15 protein-coding genes are annotated in these 16,889 nt (G+C 71.9%); 5 read left to right on the forward strand and 10 right to left on the reverse strand.

Annotated elements, in window-relative coordinates:
• Nucleotides 1–173: 173 nt before the first annotated feature.
• Nucleotides 174–1,298 carry a glycerate kinase gene (locus tag EF387_RS30775; RefSeq protein WP_128379922.1) on the reverse strand — a complete coding sequence of 375 codons (1,125 nt, stop codon included), beginning with the start codon at nt 1,296–1,298 and terminating at the stop codon, nt 174–176.
• 183 nt (nt 1,299–1,481) lie between these two features.
• Between EF387_RS30775 and EF387_RS30780 the strand changes: the two genes are divergently transcribed.
• From EF387_RS30780 to EF387_RS30795, 4 genes are all read left to right on the forward strand, one after another.
• Nucleotides 1,482–2,549: an ADP-ribosylglycohydrolase family protein gene (locus tag EF387_RS30780; protein ID WP_128379923.1), complete on the forward strand. Its 1,068-nt coding sequence runs from the start codon at nt 1,482–1,484 to the stop codon at nt 2,547–2,549.
• 107 nt (nt 2,550–2,656) lie between these two features.
• Nucleotides 2,657–3,160, forward strand: coding sequence for an NUDIX domain-containing protein (locus EF387_RS30785; RefSeq protein ID WP_128379924.1), 504 nt, complete (start codon nt 2,657–2,659; stop codon nt 3,158–3,160).
• Nucleotides 3,161–3,278: 118 nt separating this feature from the next.
• Nucleotides 3,279–4,019 carry an SIR2 family NAD-dependent protein deacylase gene (locus EF387_RS30790; protein WP_128379925.1) on the forward strand — a complete coding sequence of 247 codons (741 nt, stop codon included), beginning with the start codon at nt 3,279–3,281 and terminating at the stop codon, nt 4,017–4,019.
• Between the two features lie 284 nt (nt 4,020–4,303).
• Nucleotides 4,304–5,971 carry a hypothetical protein gene (locus EF387_RS30795; protein WP_128379926.1) on the forward strand — a complete coding sequence of 556 codons (1,668 nt, stop codon included), beginning with the start codon at nt 4,304–4,306 and terminating at the stop codon, nt 5,969–5,971.
• Between the two features lie 77 nt (nt 5,972–6,048).
• Here the strand turns inward: EF387_RS30795 and EF387_RS30800 are convergent, their stop codons facing one another.
• The 8 genes from EF387_RS30800 to EF387_RS30835 all read right to left on the reverse strand — a co-directional run bounded on the left by EF387_RS30800 (nt 6,049) and on the right by EF387_RS30835 (nt 15,881).
• Entirely contained in the window at nt 6,049–6,609 is a 561-nt protein-coding gene (locus EF387_RS30800) for a hypothetical protein (protein ID WP_128379927.1), read from the reverse strand.
• Nucleotides 6,610–6,789: 180 nt separating this feature from the next.
• Nucleotides 6,790–8,064, reverse strand: a complete 1,275-nt coding sequence (locus tag EF387_RS30805; RefSeq protein ID WP_128379928.1) for a S8 family serine peptidase — start codon at nt 8,062–8,064, stop codon at nt 6,790–6,792.
• 415 nt (nt 8,065–8,479) lie between these two features.
• Complete coding sequence (locus EF387_RS30810; RefSeq protein WP_128379929.1) at nt 8,480–8,962, reverse strand: methylated-DNA--[protein]-cysteine S-methyltransferase; 483 nt, start codon at nt 8,960–8,962, stop codon at nt 8,480–8,482.
• A gap of 86 nt (nt 8,963–9,048) precedes the next feature.
• Nucleotides 9,049–10,527, reverse strand: coding sequence for an AlkA N-terminal domain-containing protein (locus EF387_RS30815; protein ID WP_128380063.1), 1,479 nt, complete (start codon nt 10,525–10,527; stop codon nt 9,049–9,051).
• Nucleotides 10,528–10,796: 269 nt separating this feature from the next.
• On the reverse strand, nt 10,797–11,309 hold the full coding sequence (locus tag EF387_RS30820) for an O-acetyl-ADP-ribose deacetylase (protein ID WP_128379930.1): 513 nt from the start codon (nt 11,307–11,309) through the stop codon (nt 10,797–10,799).
• Nucleotides 11,306–12,715: a phytoene desaturase family protein gene (locus tag EF387_RS30825; protein ID WP_128380064.1), complete on the reverse strand. Its 1,410-nt coding sequence runs from the start codon at nt 12,713–12,715 to the stop codon at nt 11,306–11,308. Before EF387_RS30825 ends, EF387_RS30820 begins: the two co-directional genes overlap by 4 nt.
• 326 nt (nt 12,716–13,041) lie before the next feature.
• Nucleotides 13,042–13,887, reverse strand: a complete 846-nt coding sequence (locus EF387_RS30830; protein ID WP_128379931.1) for an inositol monophosphatase family protein — start codon at nt 13,885–13,887, stop codon at nt 13,042–13,044.
• A 77-nt stretch (nt 13,888–13,964) separates the two neighbouring features.
• Nucleotides 13,965–15,881, reverse strand: coding sequence for a gamma-glutamyltransferase family protein (locus EF387_RS30835; RefSeq protein ID WP_128379932.1), 1,917 nt, complete (start codon nt 15,879–15,881; stop codon nt 13,965–13,967).
• A gap of 151 nt (nt 15,882–16,032) precedes the next feature.
• On the opposite strand from EF387_RS30835, the gene EF387_RS30840 reads away from it, so the two are divergent.
• Entirely contained in the window at nt 16,033–16,227 is a 195-nt protein-coding gene (locus EF387_RS30840; RefSeq protein WP_128379933.1) for a DUF2795 domain-containing protein, read from the forward strand.
• Between the two features lie 173 nt (nt 16,228–16,400).
• Here the strand turns inward: EF387_RS30840 and EF387_RS47155 are convergent, their stop codons facing one another.
• Nucleotides 16,401–16,877, reverse strand: coding sequence for a DUF4232 domain-containing protein (locus EF387_RS47155; RefSeq protein ID WP_162467239.1), 477 nt, complete (start codon nt 16,875–16,877; stop codon nt 16,401–16,403).
• Nucleotides 16,878–16,889: the final 12 nt, after the last annotated feature.

Raw genomic sequence — 16,889 nt, forward strand, 5'->3', positions numbered from 1 at the left:
GGTACGCCCGTGAGACGGGTGAGGGCCCCGGACCTTCGTGGTCCGGGGCCCTTTCGCGTCGAAGCTGAGGACAGCGCCGAGGCCGGAGCGGTCCAGGGCCTGTCCGGGGTTGTGATCCGGATCAGGGAGCGGGGTGTGGTGGTGCGTGCGGCCCGCAGGCGTTCGGTCCGGGTTCAGCTCAGGAAATCCCGGGCGATCCGCTCCCCCACCCGCTCCAGGATCGGCCCGGCCTCCGCGATGCACCGCGCGACGTCCGGTTCGACCTCGGTGAGGGGGTACGCGCGCCCGAAGCCGGCCCGCTCCAGTGCCTCCGGCGGCAGCGCCAGCCGCCCGCACACCGCGACGACCTCCTTGCCCGCCGCCCGCGCCGCCGCCGCGACTCCCGCGGGCGCCTTCCCGTGCAGCGTCTGCTCGTCCAGCGAGCCCTCCCCGGTGATCACCAGCGAGGCCCGCTCCAGGGCGGGTGCGAAGCCGAGGACGTCCAGCATGACCTCGATACCGGGCCGGAAACGCGCACCGAGGAGCAGCGCCCCGTACCCGATGCCGCCCGCGGCGCCCGCACCGGGCGCCTGGGCGTACTCGAGCGCCTTGGGCCCGATGGACGCCTCGAGGACCGTCGCGAAGCGCGTCAGGGCGGCGTCCAGGGCCTCCACGTCATCGGGTCCGGCGCCCTTCTGGGGCCCGTACACCGCCGGCGCGCCCTTGGGCCCGGTCAATGGGTTGTCGACGTCGCTGGCGAGCACCAGCTCGACCTCGTCGAGGCGCGGGTCGAGTCCCGAGAGGTCGGCGGTGGACAGGTCGGCGAGGCCCCCGCCGCCGGGGGCCACGGGATCGCCGTCCTCGTTCAGGAAGCGTGCGCCGAGCGCGGTCAGCATGCCCGCGCCGCCGTCCGTGGTGGCACTGCCGCCCACACCGAAGACGATGGTGCGCGCCCCGTCGTCGAGCGCGGCCCGCAGCAGTTCGCCCGAGCCGTAGGTGGTGGCCGTCAGGGGCGCGAAGACGCCCCTCGGCAGCCGCTGCAGTCCGCTCGCTTCGGCCATCTCCACCACGGCCGTGTCCCCGCGCAGCGCGTACGCCGCGGTGGTCTCCGCCCCGAGGGGGCCCGCCACCCTCCGTTCGCGGCGCTCGAACCCGGCCGCGACCGCCGCGGCGACCGTGCCGTCGCCGCCGTCGGCCACCGGCAGTGACTCCACCGCGGCGTCCGGCACGACCCGGCGCAGTCCCGCCGTCACCCGCTCGGCGACCTGGACGGCCGTCAGCGAGCCCTTGAACTTGTCCGCGGCGATCAGAACCTGCATCGTCACAGCGTCCGGCACCTGCATCCCCTTGCTCTCCGGGCCTTGCACATGTCAAGGCAGTCGCGCCGCTGCGACCTTAACCGGCACGGGAGCACTCCGTCATGCCTCGTCGTCCTGGTCCCGCCAACGATGTCATGCCATGCATCCCGCGCGCGCGGGCCGCGGATTCGGTACACCGTAGCTATGACACCTGTGGATTCCGATCTCGGCGACCGCGTCCTCGGGGGCTGGCTGGGCCGGATCGCGGGCAACATGCTGGGCAAGCCGGTGGAACAGGGTGACCACTGGACGCGCGAGCGCATCGACCACTACCTGCGGCAGACCGACGCGCTGCCGCTGACCGACTATCTGCCGCCCCCGACGGCCGGGGTCGACGACTCCGCGCTGCGGCCCGAGTGGCCGGCTTGCGTCCGCGGGCAGATCCACGGCAGCTGCCGGGACGACGACATCGACTACGCCATCCTCGGCCTGCACCTGCTCGAGACGCACGGCTTCACCTTCAGCACCGAGCAGGTGGGCGATCTGTGGCTGCTGCGGCTGCCGTACCTGCAGACGTTCACGGCGGAGCGCGCTGCGTACCGCAACCTCGCCAACGGCCTCAAGCCGCCGCTCACCGCCACGTACGACAACCCGTACCAGGAGTGGATCGGTGCGCTCATCCGCGCCGACGTCTTCGGCTGGACCTCCCCCGGACTGCCCCGGCGCGCGGCCGCCCTGGCCCGCCGGGACGCCGTGCTGTCCCACACCGGCAACGGCGTGTACGGGGCGATGTGGGCGGCCGCGCTGATCTCGGCGGCGTTCACCGCGCCCACCGTGCGGCACGCGCTGGACACCGCGCTGACGGTGATCCCGGCGAGCAGCCGACTGGCGCGGACCGTGCGCAGGGTCCTCGCGCTGCACGAGACCGGGCTCGGCTGGGAGGAGACGCTGGCGACGATGGCCAAGGAGACGTCCGGACTCGGCTGGATCCACACCGTGCCGAACGCCGCCGTCCTCACCGCCGGCCTGCTGTACGGCGACGGCGACTTCACCCGGACCATCGCACTGACCGTCCGCGGCGGCCTGGACACCGACTCCAACGGTGCGACGGCCGGTTCGGTCGTCGGTGTGCTGTGCGGGGCGGCGGCCGTCCCGGCCCAGTGGAAGGACCCTTTGGAAGACCGGGTGCGCAGTGCCGTGTTCGGGTTCGACGGGGTACGGATCAGCGAACTGGCGGCAAGGACGGTGGCGTTGGTGGGTGAGGAGGGCTGACGGTGGCGTCGGTGGGCCGGGACGGGTGACGGCGGCGATGGTGGACCGGGACGGCTGGGTCCGTCGAGCGGACCCGTTACCTTTCGGCACCTCGTTACCCTGCCTGAGTGACCATCCAAGACTTCGCCACGTACATCGCAGGCCTCCCCCGGGTGCTCGCCGGGGCCGCCGCGCTCATCCGGGACGACAGCGGGCGGGTGTTGCTCGTGGAGCCCAACTACCGTGCGGGGTGGGCGCTTCCGGGCGGGACCGTCGAGTCGGACGACGGGGAGACCCCCCGGCAGGGGGCTCGGCGGGAGACGCTCGAGGAGATCGGCCTCGACATCACCCTGGGCGCTCTGCTGGCCGTGGACTGGGTGCACGGCGAGGCCCGACCGCCTGTGGTCGCCTATCTCTACGACGGCGGCGTCCTCGACGAGAGCGACTTCCAGTCCATCCGCCTCCAGGAGGAGGAACTGCTGTCCTGGCGCCTGGTACCGCGCGACGAGATCACGGAGTACGTCTCGGTGCCCCTGGGCCACCGGATCCTGGCGGCCCTGGACGTCCTGGCGGAGGGCGGGGGGACGGTGGAGCTGGAGAACGGCCACCGGGTGGGCCGGAACGGGGCGTGAGATCCGCGGTGGACCGCGACCGGGACCGTGATGGGCTGCGACGCCCCGCCGGGGGCCGCCGCGGAGCGGGTCCGATATCCGTTCGCACCGGGCGGACGGGCGTCCTACCCTCGGCCCCATGAGCAAACCCCTCGTCGCGATCCTCAGTGGCGCCGGTATCTCCACCGACAGCGGCATTCCGGACTACCGCGGGCCGAACGGGCTGTGGCGGCGGGACCCCGCGGCCGAGAAGCTGGTGACGTACGAGTACTACATGGGGGACCCGGAGATCCGCCGGCGCTCGTGGCAGATGCGGCGGAAGAACCGGACGCTGCGGGCGGAGCCCAATGCCGCGCACCTGGCCGTGGCCGAGCTGGAGCGGGCCGGGGTGCCCGTGCGGGTGCTCACTCAGAACGTGGACGGGCTGCACCAGCGTGCCGGGCTGTCCGCCCGCAAGGTGCTCGAACTGCACGGCAGCGCACGGTCCGTGGTGTGCACCAAGTGCCATGCGAAGGGCTCCATGGAGGACGCGCTCGCGCGGGTCGAGGCCGGCGAGGACGATCCGCCGTGTCTGGAGTGCGGTGGAATCCTGAAGTCGGCGACGGTGATGTTCGGTGAGCGGCTCGACCCGGTGGTGCTCGGCGAGGCTGCGGCGATCAGCAAGGCGTGCCAGGTGTTCATCGCGGTCGGCAGCAGTCTGCAGGTGCAGCCGGCCGCCGGTCTCGCGGGCCTCGCGGCCGACCACGGCGCGCGGCTGATCATCGTCAACGCCGAGCCGACCCCGTACGACGACCGCGCCGACGAGATCGTCCGGGAACCGATCGGCACGGCGCTGCCGAAGCTGCTGCGCGGGCTGGCCACCAGGAGCGACGCCCAGTAGGGCCTGTCCGACGAATCCCGCCGGGCCTGCGACGTCCGGCGCCGCACCTGGCCGCGCGGCAGGGCGCCACCGCGCGGCGGTCTCAGGAAGTTCTCGTCGTCCGTCTCTTCATCTCTCCACAGCACCGCTGTGCGGGGGCGATCAGAGCTGCCCGTCGTCGTCACCTGAGCGTCCAACAGGTTGGTTGACGGGCGGCAAGCGGCGCGTCGTGCGGTCGGGGGTGCGGCAGCTCATGAGTATGCCTGCGACAACACGACGTTGGATCACAGAGAAGGACTGCTTGAATGCCCCCACGTGGTCGTGTGAATCTCCGCTGCCTCGCCATCGGACTTGTGGCGTCGGCCGCGTTTATCCCCTTCGGCGCCTCCGGGTCGGTCAGCGCCGACGATGTGGCGCCGTCCCGGTCGCGGGTGCTGTCGCAGAGCACGCAGCCGGTTTCGGTCAACCCTGTTCAGGCCAAGGACTTCCGGCCGGCCGTGAAGATGTCGGCAGCCGAGGCCGAAGCCATCAGGGAGCGGCTGCATGCGAACCGCGAGAAGCTGGCAGCTTCGGTTCCCCAGAAGAACATCGAGGCCCCCCGGACGCCGGCTGCCGCGGCCTCGCACGTGAGGAAGGGGACGCGCGCTCCGGGCACGCTGGTCATCGGACGGAACAACAAGAACACGGTGGCGAACACCAACACCTGTGGGACCGGCAGCACGCTGGCCGAGCCGGCCGCGGCGAACGAAGGACCGCACGTCTTCGCCTCCGGCAACCTGTCACATCAGGAGTTCTCCACCAACGGCGGAGCGACCTGGAACTGTGCGTCCGCGTTCCCGGCCGGGCCCGCCGAGGCGCCGATCCCGTGGGGCGACACGGACGTCGTCTACGACCACTCACGCAGCGTGACGTTCCACAGTGTCATGTACCTCAACAGCTCCGCGACCAACGGTGTCGTACGCGTCTTCGTCCGCCGCAGCATCCCCGCGGCGGACAACTGCTCGTACACCCTCGACTTCGACCCGAGCGCGACGAACGTCATCCCCGACTACCCGCACCTGGGCCTGAGCAACGACTTCCTGTACGTCAGCGCCAACCGGGTCAGCCCCACGGCATGGCTCGGCGCGTCGCTCAGACGACTCAACCTCGACCAGATGGCCTCGTGTGTAGGGGCTTCGGGGAGCTCGGTCAACTTCACGAACGCCGGCGGCCAGCGCGTTCTCGTCCCCGGACACGGAGCCCGGGACGTCATGTATTTCTCCTGGGTCAACACCCCCACCCAGTGGCGTGTGTTCAGCTGGGCCGACAACTCGGCCAGCGTCCTGTCGACGTTCGTCAACGTCGCCTCGATGACCTTCGGGGACGCCGACTGCCGAGGAGGTGCGAACAACACCGACTGGTCGAGTCCGCTCGCGACGGGAATCGTGGGATTCAACGTGCGGACCTCCATCGGGAACGACCACGTGAACGTCTGGGTGCCCACGGCCAACGACGCCAGTCACCCGCACGCCTACGTGCGCGGCGCCCGGTTCCGTGTCGGCAGCAGCCAGAGCGCTCTGTCACTCGTCCAGCAGCCGGAGATCTGGTTCACCGACCAGTGCGCGGGAACGTCGACGACCGGTGTCAACGACCGCGGTGACGAGGGACTGGCCATCGCCCTGGGCGGTCGCAAGGGCGGCGGCGGACCCGCCGTCGCCACGGCCATCACCATGAAGGACCAGTTCAGCCCCGGCCCCGGTGGCTTCTCCTTCACGACCGTGGCCGCTGCCACGCACAACCCCACCAACAACCGCTTCGGTGACTACTTCACGGTCCGCCGGCAGGCACCGTGCGGTGAGTTCTTCACCACCACCGGATACGGACTCCTCAACGGAACGGCAGTGGCGAACGTCAACTCGCGGTACGTCGAGTTCGGACGCGGCCGGGACGAGCCCTGCTACCTGGCCTGGAGGAACTCCGTCCCCGCGGCGTGAACAGAACGGCTCCGCCACGAACCGACCGCGGCCCCCGCCTTCCGGGCGGGGGCCGCGGTCGTCCCGGCGCCGGGCAGTCAGTGGATGGCGAAGACGGGCGAGAAGGCCGCGAGCCGCTCTTCACCTTCTGGTCCGGGGCTCAGCCGGAAGGTGAATTTCACACGGTAGGTCCCGGGGCCGAGGGCCGGCTGTCTCTCCGGCAGAGCGGCGAAATTTCTGCTGGACGGGTCGAAGGTGACCGTACGCCCGTGCTGCGGGCCGATCGCCAGGGTGATGGGCGGCCGCATCACCGCGCACGCGAGGAGATCGACCCATTCCGTTCCATGCCCGCGCTGGAGGAAAGCGATGGTGCAGTCGGTCTTGGAATCCTGCGCGTGGACGGTCCGCTCCAGACCGTTGGCGATCAGGGCGGAGATGACCTGCCCTTCCTCGTAGGCCCTTGCCGAGAGCGTGATGGTGACCCTGCCGGCGGGTGCGTCCACGCGCTGGCCGGGCCCGTCCCCCGGCAGGGCGGGTGAGGCGGGAGCGGCGGTTTGCGTCGCGGGTGTGACGGTCACTTCTGTGGACTCGGCCTTTGGGCCTTGCCGGGAGTCCGACGACGAGGCGCACGCCGCGGCCACGACGACCAGACCGGTCACGACTGCCGCAGTCGGCGCCGTTCTCGCTGGGCGCATCCGCCTTCGGGCTCTCGCCTTCCCGGTCACAGCACCAGCGTAGGTCTCCCGAGGTCCGCAAGCGCGGGAAGCACAGCGGGGACGACGCGACGGTGGCCCCCGCCCGGAAGGCGGGGGCCACCGTCGCGTCGCACCGGACGGGGATCAGAACCCGGAAACGTCGAGCAGCGGTTCCTGGATGTTGTCGTCGTCCTGGGACGGCCAGATCCAGTCCTTGGATCCGGCGGCCTGCAGGGCCGCCTTCACCTGGGCCGGGCTGGCTCCCGGATGGGTGGCCTTGTAGAGGGCGGCGCCACCGGCCGCGTGCGGAGCGGCCATCGAGGTGCCGGAGATGGTGTTGTAGCCCCCGAACCGCCAGGTGGAGTAGATGCACACACCCGGAGCGATCAGGTCGACGTCCGCACCGTGGTTGGAGAAGTTCGCGAAGGTGTCGTCCTGGTCGGTGTAGCCGCAGCTCGTCGACTTGCCGAGACCACCCGGTTTGCCGTCGGAGTCGGCCAGGGCGCTGACCGTGATCACCTCGTCGTACGCGGCCGGCACCATCTTCGCGGCGTCCTGGTTGTCGTTGCCCGCGGCCACGACGTAGGTGACGCCCCGCGCCACCGAGTTGCAGATCGCCTCGTGCATCGGGTCGTTGTTGGTCTTCCCGCAGTTCCCGTCGTCGGTGCCCGCGCCGCCGAGGCTCATGTTGACGACCTCGATCTCGTCGGCGTGCTCGGTGACGTAGTCGATGCCGCAGATGACCTCCGAGGTGCTGCCGCTGCCCAACGGGCTCAGCACGCGTACCGGCCACAGCCGGGCACCCGGCGCCACACCGACGACGCCGCTGCTGTTGTCCAGGGCCCCGATGGTGCCCGCGACGTGCGTGCCGTGACCGTGGAAGTCGTCCGGGGGCAGGAAGTCCCAGCCCAGCCAGCAGTTCTTGCCACCCTCCTGGTAGACGTTGAGGTCGCGGTGTTTCAGGGAGATTCCGGTGTCGATGACCGCGACGTCCACATTCACGCGCTGGTCGATACCGTCGATGGCCGCCGTGGGGCTCTTCTCCGTCCCCACCCGGGCGACACCCGTCGGCGTCGGCTGGGCGGCGGTCGCGTGCACCGGCCGGTCGGGCTGCACGGAACGTACGCGTGGGTCCTTGGCGACTTCGGCGGCCGCCTCGGGACTCATCGACGCCGCATAGCCGTTGAGGGCGTGGCGGTACACGTGCCGAACCTTGGCGCCCACGGCGTCGGCGTGCTCGGCGGCCACCGTGGCTGCGTTCGCCTGGAAATCGCCCGTCGCCTCGGTGTCGAGGGACACGATGTACCGGTCGGTGGTCTGGTCGGACTTCGTGGTGACTGGGGCTGGAGCTGCCGCGGACGCGGCGGGAGCCGACGCCAGCACCAGCGCAAGGAGCGTCGCGCCGATGATCTTGTTCATCCGGACCTTTCTCAGGGGCGAGGGGCGGCAGCCGACCGGGGACGGGTGGGCCCCTCGGTTCGTCGATGCGGGGGTCGCCGCCGCCAGGGCACACCCAGAGGTAACAGGTCCGCATGGAGCACGGCCGTCCGACATCCGGCGATCACCGGATTCCCTGACGTCCTGTCAGCCGTGCGGCGGAGCCGCCCTCCCGGAGCGGCGGGCCTTCCGTCACCCGCTCCCCGCCGTCCCTCCGCGGCACGTAGCCGTCGGCCCGCCGCTCCCAACCCACCACTCCCGGCCCGCCGCTCGCCGCCTGGCCGGGGGAAGGTTGCGCCGCCGGGCCGTTCGCCGCTCGCCCTCGCCGTTCGCCGCTCGCCGTTCGCCGCTCGTCGTTCGTCCCTCGCCGTTCGTCCCTCGCCGTTCGCGCTCGCCACTACCGCGGGGCCAGTCCTCGTTCGAAGTCCAGCAGTCGCTGCTTGCGGTCCAGGCCGCCGCCGTACCCGGTCAGACTGCCGTCGGCGCCCACGACCCGGTGGCAGGGCACGATGATGCCGATGGGGTTCCTGCCGTTGGCCAGCCCCACCGCACGTGAGGCGCCGGGATTGCCCAGGGCCCGGGCCAGTTCGCCGTAGGACCGGGTCTCGCCGTAGGGGATGCGCCTCAGTTGCTCCCAGACACTGCGCTGGAACGGGGTGCCGATCATGCCGAGCGGGACCGTGAACTCCACGAGCTCGCCCGCGAAGTAGGACCGCAGTTGGGCGGTGGTCTCGGCGAAGGGGGTGTCGTCGCGGTCGCCGAAGTTCTCTTCCGGGGGGCGGTGGCGTTGGCCGGCCATGTAGAGGCCGCAGAGGACTCCGTCGGAAGCGACGAGGGTGAGAGGGCCGTACGGGCTGTCGATGACCGTGTGTTGTTTCATCTTCTGCTTCATGGAGTGGCTGCCGGGTGGGTTCGTTGGTGGGGTGGTTGTGAAGGGCTGACCGGTGGAGGGCAGGCTGTCGACGCTCATACCGGTAGGAAGTTGATCGGGTGGCTGTCGGTGGCCCAGAGGTACTGGACCGCGTACGCCCGCCAGGGGCGCCACGCCGCGGCGCGGGCGGTGAGTGCGGCGGGGGTGGACGGCAGGCCAAACTCGCTTGCCGCGCGCCGGATTCCGAGGTCCGTGGGGAGGAAGGCGTCGGGGTCGCCGAGTGCGCGCATCGCAATGACGTCGACCGTCCAGGGCCCGAACCCGGGCAGCTCCAGAAGGCGCCGGCGGGTTTCGTCCCAGTCGCTTTCGACGCCCAAGTGCAGGGCCCCGTCAGCGAGTTGTCGAGCCAGGGTGGTGAAGGTGGCACGGCGGCCACGGGGCATTGCCAGTGACTCGGGGTCGAGCGCGGCCAACGCCTCGGGCGACGGGAACAGATGGGTGAGGCCGCCCTCCGGGTCCTCGACCGATTCGCCGTGCGCCACGACGAGGCGAGCGGCGTGGGTACGCGCGGCCGCGGTGGAGACCTGCTGGCCGAGCACGGCCCGCAACGCGAACTCGGCCTCATCGACGGTGCGGGGTACGCGGCGGCCGGGCGCCTTGTCGACCAGGGGCGCGAGCAGCGGGTCGGTGCGCAGCTGGTCGTCGACTGCGACCGGGTCGGCGTCGAGGTCCAGCATGCGGCGGCAGCGGCTGATCGCGACCGGGAGGTCGCGCAGGTCACTGAGGGTGAGCCGGCAGGCGATGTGATCGGCCCGGGGGGTGAGCGCCGCGATGCCGTGGCCGTACGGCAGACGCAGGGTGCGCCGGTAGGCGCCGTCGCGCCACTCCTCCACTCCCGGTACGGCGGTGGCGGCCAGGTGACCGAAGAGGTTGTCGGGGTTGAGCGGGGCGCGGAACGGCAGGCGCAGGGTGAGCGCACCCGGTGTCTTGCCCGCCGCCGACTGCGCGTTCTTCGGAACCCGGCCGCGCAGGTCGCTGGGTGAGAGGGCGAAGACCTCGCGGACGGTGTCGTTGAAGGTGCGGATCGAGGAGAACCCGGCGGCGAAGGCGATCTCCGCCATGGGCAGTCCGGTGGTCTCGATGAGCAGGCGGGCGGTCTGTGCGCGCTGCGCCCGGGCCAGCGCGAGGGGTCCGGCGCCCAGTTCGGCGAGCAGTTGGCGCTCGACCTGCCGGGTGCTGTAGCCCAGGCGCGTGGCGAGACCGGGCACGCCCTCGCGGTCCACGACACCGTCGCCGATCAACCGCATGGCGCGGGCGACGACGTCGGCACGCTGGTTCCACTCCGGGGAGCCCGGGCTGGTGTCCGGGCGGCAGCGCTTGCAGGCCCGGAATCCGGCCTGCTGACAGGCGGCAGCGCTCGGGTAGAAGGTCATGTTCTCCGCCTTGGGCGGGACGACGGGGCAGCTGGGGCGGCAGTAGATCCGGGTGGTCAGGACCGCGGTGAAGAACCAGCCGTCGAACCGCGCGTCCTTCGACTGCACGGCGCGCACGCAGCGCTCCGTCTCGGTGTGCATCCCGTTCCGCATGGCTCAAGCATCTTGCACGGGAGGAGGCGGGGCTGGCGGGAATCCGACATGTAGGTGGGAGGCAGACCGTGGGAGGCCGACCGCCTTCCCCGGGCGCCTCGGGGGCCGGGGAGGGGCGGGAGCCCTGCGGACGAGTACCCCGCGGACGAACATCCCGCCGACCAACATCCCGCGGACAACCATCCCGAGGGCGAGCATCCCGCGGACAACCATCCCGAGGCGAGTATCCCGCGGACGAGCGTCCAGCAGACGACCCCTCAGCCCAACTGGTCCACGAAGGCGTTGTACGCGCGGGTGTCGAAGAGGACGAAGCGGACCTCCTCGACGGCCGGTACGTCGGCGTCGCGTACGGTCCGTATCGCGATCCGGGCTCCGTCCTCGATCGGCCAGCCGTAGACCCCTATGGAGACCGCCGGGAAGGCCACGGTCTGCGCGCCGAGGTCGTCGGCGACTTTCAGGGACTGGGCGTAGCAGGAGGCCAGCAGGTCGGAGCGGTCCTCGGAGGCCGACCACACCGGGCCCACGGTGTGGATCACCCACTGAGCGTGCAGTTTTCCGGCGGTGGTGGCGACGGCCTGGCCCGTGGGCAGGCCCTTTCCATAGTGGGAAGCGCGCAGCCTGCGGCACTCCTCGAGGATCTCCGGTCCGCCGCGGCGGTGGATGGCGCCGTCGACACCGCCTCCGCCGAGCAGTGAGGAGTTGGCCGCGTTGACGATCGCGTCGACCGTCTCCTGGGTGATGTCCCCCTGGACGAGGGTGATCGTTGTCATGAGTCGCGTAGCCTCCTCCACACGGCCTTGGCGGCGTTGTGCCCCGACATGCCGTGGACACCCGGGCCCGGCGGGGTCGCCGAGGAGCAGATGAACACGGCCGGGTGCGGGGTGCTGTACGGGAAAAGGGAGAGCTTGGGCCGCAGGACGAGCTGCAGCCCGGACGTGGCCCCGCAGGCGATGTCGCCGCCCACGTAGTTGGCGTTGCGTACGGCCAACTCGGGCGGGCCCGCGGTCGCCCGCGCGAGCACGCGGTCCCGGAACCCCGGCGCGAACCGCTCCAGTTGACGTTCGATCGCGTCCGTCAGATCACCGGTCCAGCCGCCCGGCACATGCCCGTACACCCAGAAGACCTGTTTGCCGGCGGGGGCCCGGGACGGGTCGACGACGCTGGGCTGCACGGTGATCAGGAACGGTGTGTCGGGCGCGCGGCCCTCGCGGGAGGCCGCGCGGAGGGCGGTGCCGATCTCCGCGCTGCTCGCGCCGATCTGCACGGTGCCGGCGGAGCGTGCCTCCTTGGCGGTCCATGGCACGGGTCCGTCCAGCGCGTAGTCGATCTTGAACACGCCGGGGCCGTACCGGAACCCGTCGTAGTAGCGCCCGAAGCCGGCGATCCGGGCGAGCGCGGTGGGTGAGGTGTCGAAGACGTACGCGCGGGCGGGCGGCAGGTCGTCCAGGCGCTTGACCTCGTAGTCGGTGTGGACCGCGCCACCGAGGTCCTTCAGATAGGCGGCGAGCGCGTCGGAGACGGACTGGGAGCCGCCGCGCGCGACGGGCCAGCCCCGCGCGTGCGCGGCCAGGGCGAAGACGAGGCCGACGGCACCGGTGGCGAAGCCGTTGAGCGGTGCCATGACATGTGCCACGAGACCGGAGAACAGCGCCTTGGCCCGTTCGTCGCGGAAGCGGCGCATCAGCCACGTCGACGGCGGCAGTCCGGCCAGGCCGAAGCGGGCGAGGGTGACGGGGTCGCGGGGCAGTGCGGTGAGCGGCAGCGACATGAAGTCCCGTACCAGCGTGTCCCACCGGCCGAGGAACGGCTCGACGAGCCGGCGGTAGGCGCCGGCGTCCCGCGGCCCGAACGAGGCGGCCGTCTCGGCCACCGAGCGCGCCAGTACCGCCGCCGTGCCGTCCGGGAAGGGGTGCGCCATGGGCAGTTCGGCGTGCAGCCACCGCAGTCCGTAGCGTTCGAGCGGCATCGCGTTGAAGGCGGGCGAGTTGATCCCGAGCGGGTGCGCGGCGGAGCACGGGTCGTGCCGGAAGCCGGGGAGGGTCAGCTCCTCGGTGCTCGCTCCCCCGCCCACGGTGTCCCGGGCCTCGAACACGGCCACGGAGAAGCCGCGGCGGGCCAACTCGACGGCGGCCGTCAGTCCGTTCGGCCCCGCACCCACCACCACGGCATCGAGCATCGCCGGCACCTTCGGACTCCTTCGTCAGCCGATGGCCACTCGGGGTCAGGATATGCCGGGGGTCTGACCGGTTCCCCAGGTGCAGCGGATTGCACACCCGCCGGCCTCACCAGAGCACTGCCGGCCTCACCACGCACTGCCGACCCCACCACGAGCACTGCCGACCCCACCACGAGCACCTGCCGCCCCCTCACCGAGCACCTATCGCCCCACCAGCGAGCCCCACGCCCCACCACGAGCACGTGCCGCACACCACGAGCACGTGCCGCCCCACCAGCGAGCCCCATCGCCCCACCGCGGGCGTCTGCCGCCCCGCCACCGGGCCCTCAGACCCCGCTCGCCAGCAGTCCCGCCACGCGGCGGGCCGTTGCCGCGTCCCGGGCCGTGGTGAACGGCAGCGCGTTGCCCCCGGTGATACGGAACGGCTCCCCCGCGGGTGTCAGGTGCGCACCGCCCGCCTCTTCCACCAGCAGGACACCGGCCGCGTGGTCCCAGGCGGCCTCCCACGAGAACGCCGTCGCGTCGAGTTCCCCGCGGGCGACGGCGAGGTGGTCCAGCCCGGCCGAGCCGCACGGCCGGGGCCGGACGCCCTCGGTGCGCAGGGCGAGCAGGGCGCGTTTCTCCGCGTCGGTGGTGTAGTCCGGGTGGGAGGTGACGACCCTCAGGTCGCGGCCGGGCTCCGGCGAACCGGAGCGCAGCCGCTCGCCCTCGTGGAACGCGCCCTTTCCGCGGACCGCCGTGGCGAGTTGGTCAAGCGCCGGCGCGTACGTCCACGACGCCAGCACGACGCCGCGGCGGGCCAGCGCCACCAGCGTGCAGAAGTGCGTCTCGCCGTGCACGAAGTTCCGGGTGCCGTCGACCGGATCCACGATCCAGACCGGTGCGTCACCCCGTATCGCCTCGTACGAAGCGGGGTTCGCGTGGACGGCCTCCTCGCCGACCACGACCGATCCGGGCAGCAGCGTGCCCAGCGCCTCGGTGAGGTACAGCTCCGCCTTGCGGTCGGCGTCGGTCACCAGATCGTGCGGTCCGCTCTTGCGGTCCACCTCGTGCTCGGCGAGCTGCCGGAAGCGCGGCATGATCTCGGTGGCGGCCGCCTTGCGGACCGCTTCTTCGACGTCGGCCGCATGGCGTGCGAGAAACCCGTCGAAGGTCTCGGTGTCTTCCATCACGGCTCCATGAGAGCACGGCCCACTGACAATCCCCGCCCTGTCGGTGCACTCCCGGTGGAATCACCGTGAACATGCATTCAGCGGCCCACGGCGTACCCCTGCATTCCGCGCGGATTGGCCGCCGCGGACAGCACCCCGGTGTCCGGGTTCCGGGCGACCGCGCACAGCCGTCCCTCGGACCAGGCCTCCGCGACCAGCACCTCGTGCCCGCGCCGCCGCAGCTCCGCGACGACCCCGGCGTCCGTGCGGGACTCCACGGTGACGGCCCCGGGCCGCATGCCCCGCGGGAAGAACGAGCCGGGGAAGCTGTCGTTGTGCCAGTTGGGGGCGTCGATCGCGCCCTGCAGGTCGAGGTCCCCGCGGACCCGCTCGCGCAGCGCGACGGCCAGGAAGAAGTGCAGCTGCCACTGGTCCTGCTGATCACCGCCGGGGGTGCCGAACGCCATCACCGGCACCCCGTCGCGCAGAGCGAGCGAGGGGGTCAGTGTGGTGCGCGGACGGCGGCCCGGTGTGAGTGCGGCCGGCAGTCCGTCCTCCAGCCAGGTCATCTGGAGCCGGGTGCCCAGGGGAAAGCCGAGTTCGGGCACCACCGGGTTGGACTGCAACCAGCCGCCGCTGGGCGTGGCCGCGACCATGTTGCCCCACCGGTCGACCACGTCGAGGTGGCAGGTGTCGCCGCGGGTCCGCCCGTCCGCCGCGACGTCCGGCTCGCCCGCCGCGACGTCCGGCTCGCCCGCCGCGACGTCCGGCTCGCCCGCCGTGACGATCGGCTCGCCCGCCGTGGCGTCCGGCTCGTCCGGCACCGGTGACAGCGGGCTCTTCGCGACCGTGGGCTCGCCGGCGCCCGGCGCGGTCGCTCGGCTTCCGGGGCCTCCGGCGGCGGCCACGCGCGCGTGGCCGCTGAGCCGCGGGATCCGCCCTCCGGGACTGCCGGGCCGTAGCTCCCGGGAAGCCCGGTCTCCGACTAGCGCGCGCCGGCCGGAGTTGTACGACTCGGACAGCAGCTCGTCGATCGGAACCTCCGCCGCGTCGCCGTACCAGGCCTCCCGGTCGGCCATCGCGAGCTTGCAGCCCTCGATCAGCAGGTGGACGTAGTCGGCGGACCCGTACGGCGGCAGCTCCGGCGGGAGCAGCGCGAGCTGCTGCAGCAGGACGGGGCCCTGGCTCCAGGGGCCCGCCTTGCACAGGGTCCAGCCCTGCCAGTCGTACGTCACCGGGTCCTCGTAGGACGCGGACCAGGAGGCCAGGTCGGCAGCGGTCAGGGTGCCCGTGTGGCGCTCGCCGCTGGTGTCGAGGGTGGGCCTCGCGGATTGCCGCACCAGGGCGTCGGCGATGAAGCCGGACCGCCACACCTCCCGCGCCGCCTCGATCTCGGCCTCCCTGCCGCCGGCCCCGGAGACCTCGGCGAGCAGCCGCCGCCAGGTCGCGGCGAGTGCCGGGTTGCGGAAGAGCTCACCGGGCCGCGGTGCCTTCCCGCCGGGCAGATAGACCTCCGCGGAGGAGGTCCACTCCGTCTCGAACAGCTCCCGTACGGTCTCCACGGTCTCCCCGACGCGCTCCACGGGTGCGTGGCCGTGCTCCGCGTAGCCGATCGCGTACTTCAGTACGTCCCCGAGCGGCTTCGTGCCGTGGTCGCGGAGCAGCAGCATCCAGGCGTCGAAGGCGCCCGGAACGGCGGCGGCGAGCGGTCCGGTACCGGGCACGAGATCAAGCCCGAGGTCCCGGTAGTGGGCGATCGTGGCCCCGGCGGGCGCCACGCCCTGCCCGCACAGCACGCGCACCTCGCCTGCCGCCGGGGCCAGGACGATCGGCACCTCGCCGGCGGGCCCGTTGAGGTGCGGTTCGACGACATGCAGTACGAAGCCGGCGGCGACCGCCGCGTCGAAGGCGTTGCCGCCGTCCTCCAGCACGGCCATCGCGGACTGCGAGGCCAGCCAGTGCGTGGAGGACACCATGCCGAACGTGCCCTGGAGCGTCGGTCGGGTCGTGAACATGCCGTTTGCCACCTCGCCGTTCGTGGGGATCCGGTCGGACCACATGATTTCGCGGAGGCTGCATGGCGGATCGCGGGAGGGGTACTGCGTGATGTTCATCCTCCGACAAATGCGGAGGATTGATACGAACGACGATCAAAAGGACTCCATCATGGCGAGCATCAGTCCGATCGACCTGCAGAAGGCACTCAAGGGCGTCGAATACCCGACGACCGGTGAGAACCTGGCGCAGACCGCGCAGGAGAACGGGGCCGACCAGCAGCTGGTGGACCTGCTGAACGAGCACGGAGAAGAGGAGTTCGAAGGACCCAACGAGGTGAGCCGGGCCGTCTTCGAGTCCGCCTGACGGACCGCGGCGATGCGGTGCCGAGGGGGCCGGACTAGCCGGAAGGGGAGGACGGGCCGGAGGGACCGGAGGGGGCCGGGACGAACCGGAAGGGGCCGGACCCCTGCGGTCCGGCGACCGGCGGCCCCGGCCCCGACTCCGGACTCGTTCCCGCGCCCGGGTCCGCCCGCCCACTACCGCGATGGTTGCCAGGCCGTCGTCCCGAGGACGTTCTCCGGGCCGATGTCCAGGGGGTACGGGGGGCGTACGTTGACGGCGTCACCCCCCTGCTCCGGAGCGACGCGGAGGTACACGGCGTCCTCGGCGTGCATCCTCCAGTACAGGCCCGCGTGTGCGCTCTCGCCCGGGTCGAGGGTCAACGGCCGGGGACCAGGGTCATCCGGTGCCATGGACACATCGTCGGTCCCCTGAACGGCCCGTACGCCCGGCATGGGCGCGCCCGACTCGTCGAGGACGGTGATGGCGGGGTAGCCGTTCAACTCCTGTGGGCGGTCACCGCAGTTGGTGACGTCGAGGCCCATGGCCCGCAGTCCCATGGCCGCGGTGCCCTCATCCGCTGTGAACCGCAGGCCGGACGGCGGGCAGCCCTGAGCCTGCTGGACGGGGACGGACGCGGAGGTGGAGGCGGTGGGTACGGGGAGCGCGGACACAGGCGGCGGCTC

The organism is Streptomyces cavernae, from assembly GCF_004023625.1.
Lineage (GTDB): Bacteria > Actinomycetota > Actinomycetes > Streptomycetales > Streptomycetaceae > Streptomyces > Streptomyces cavernae.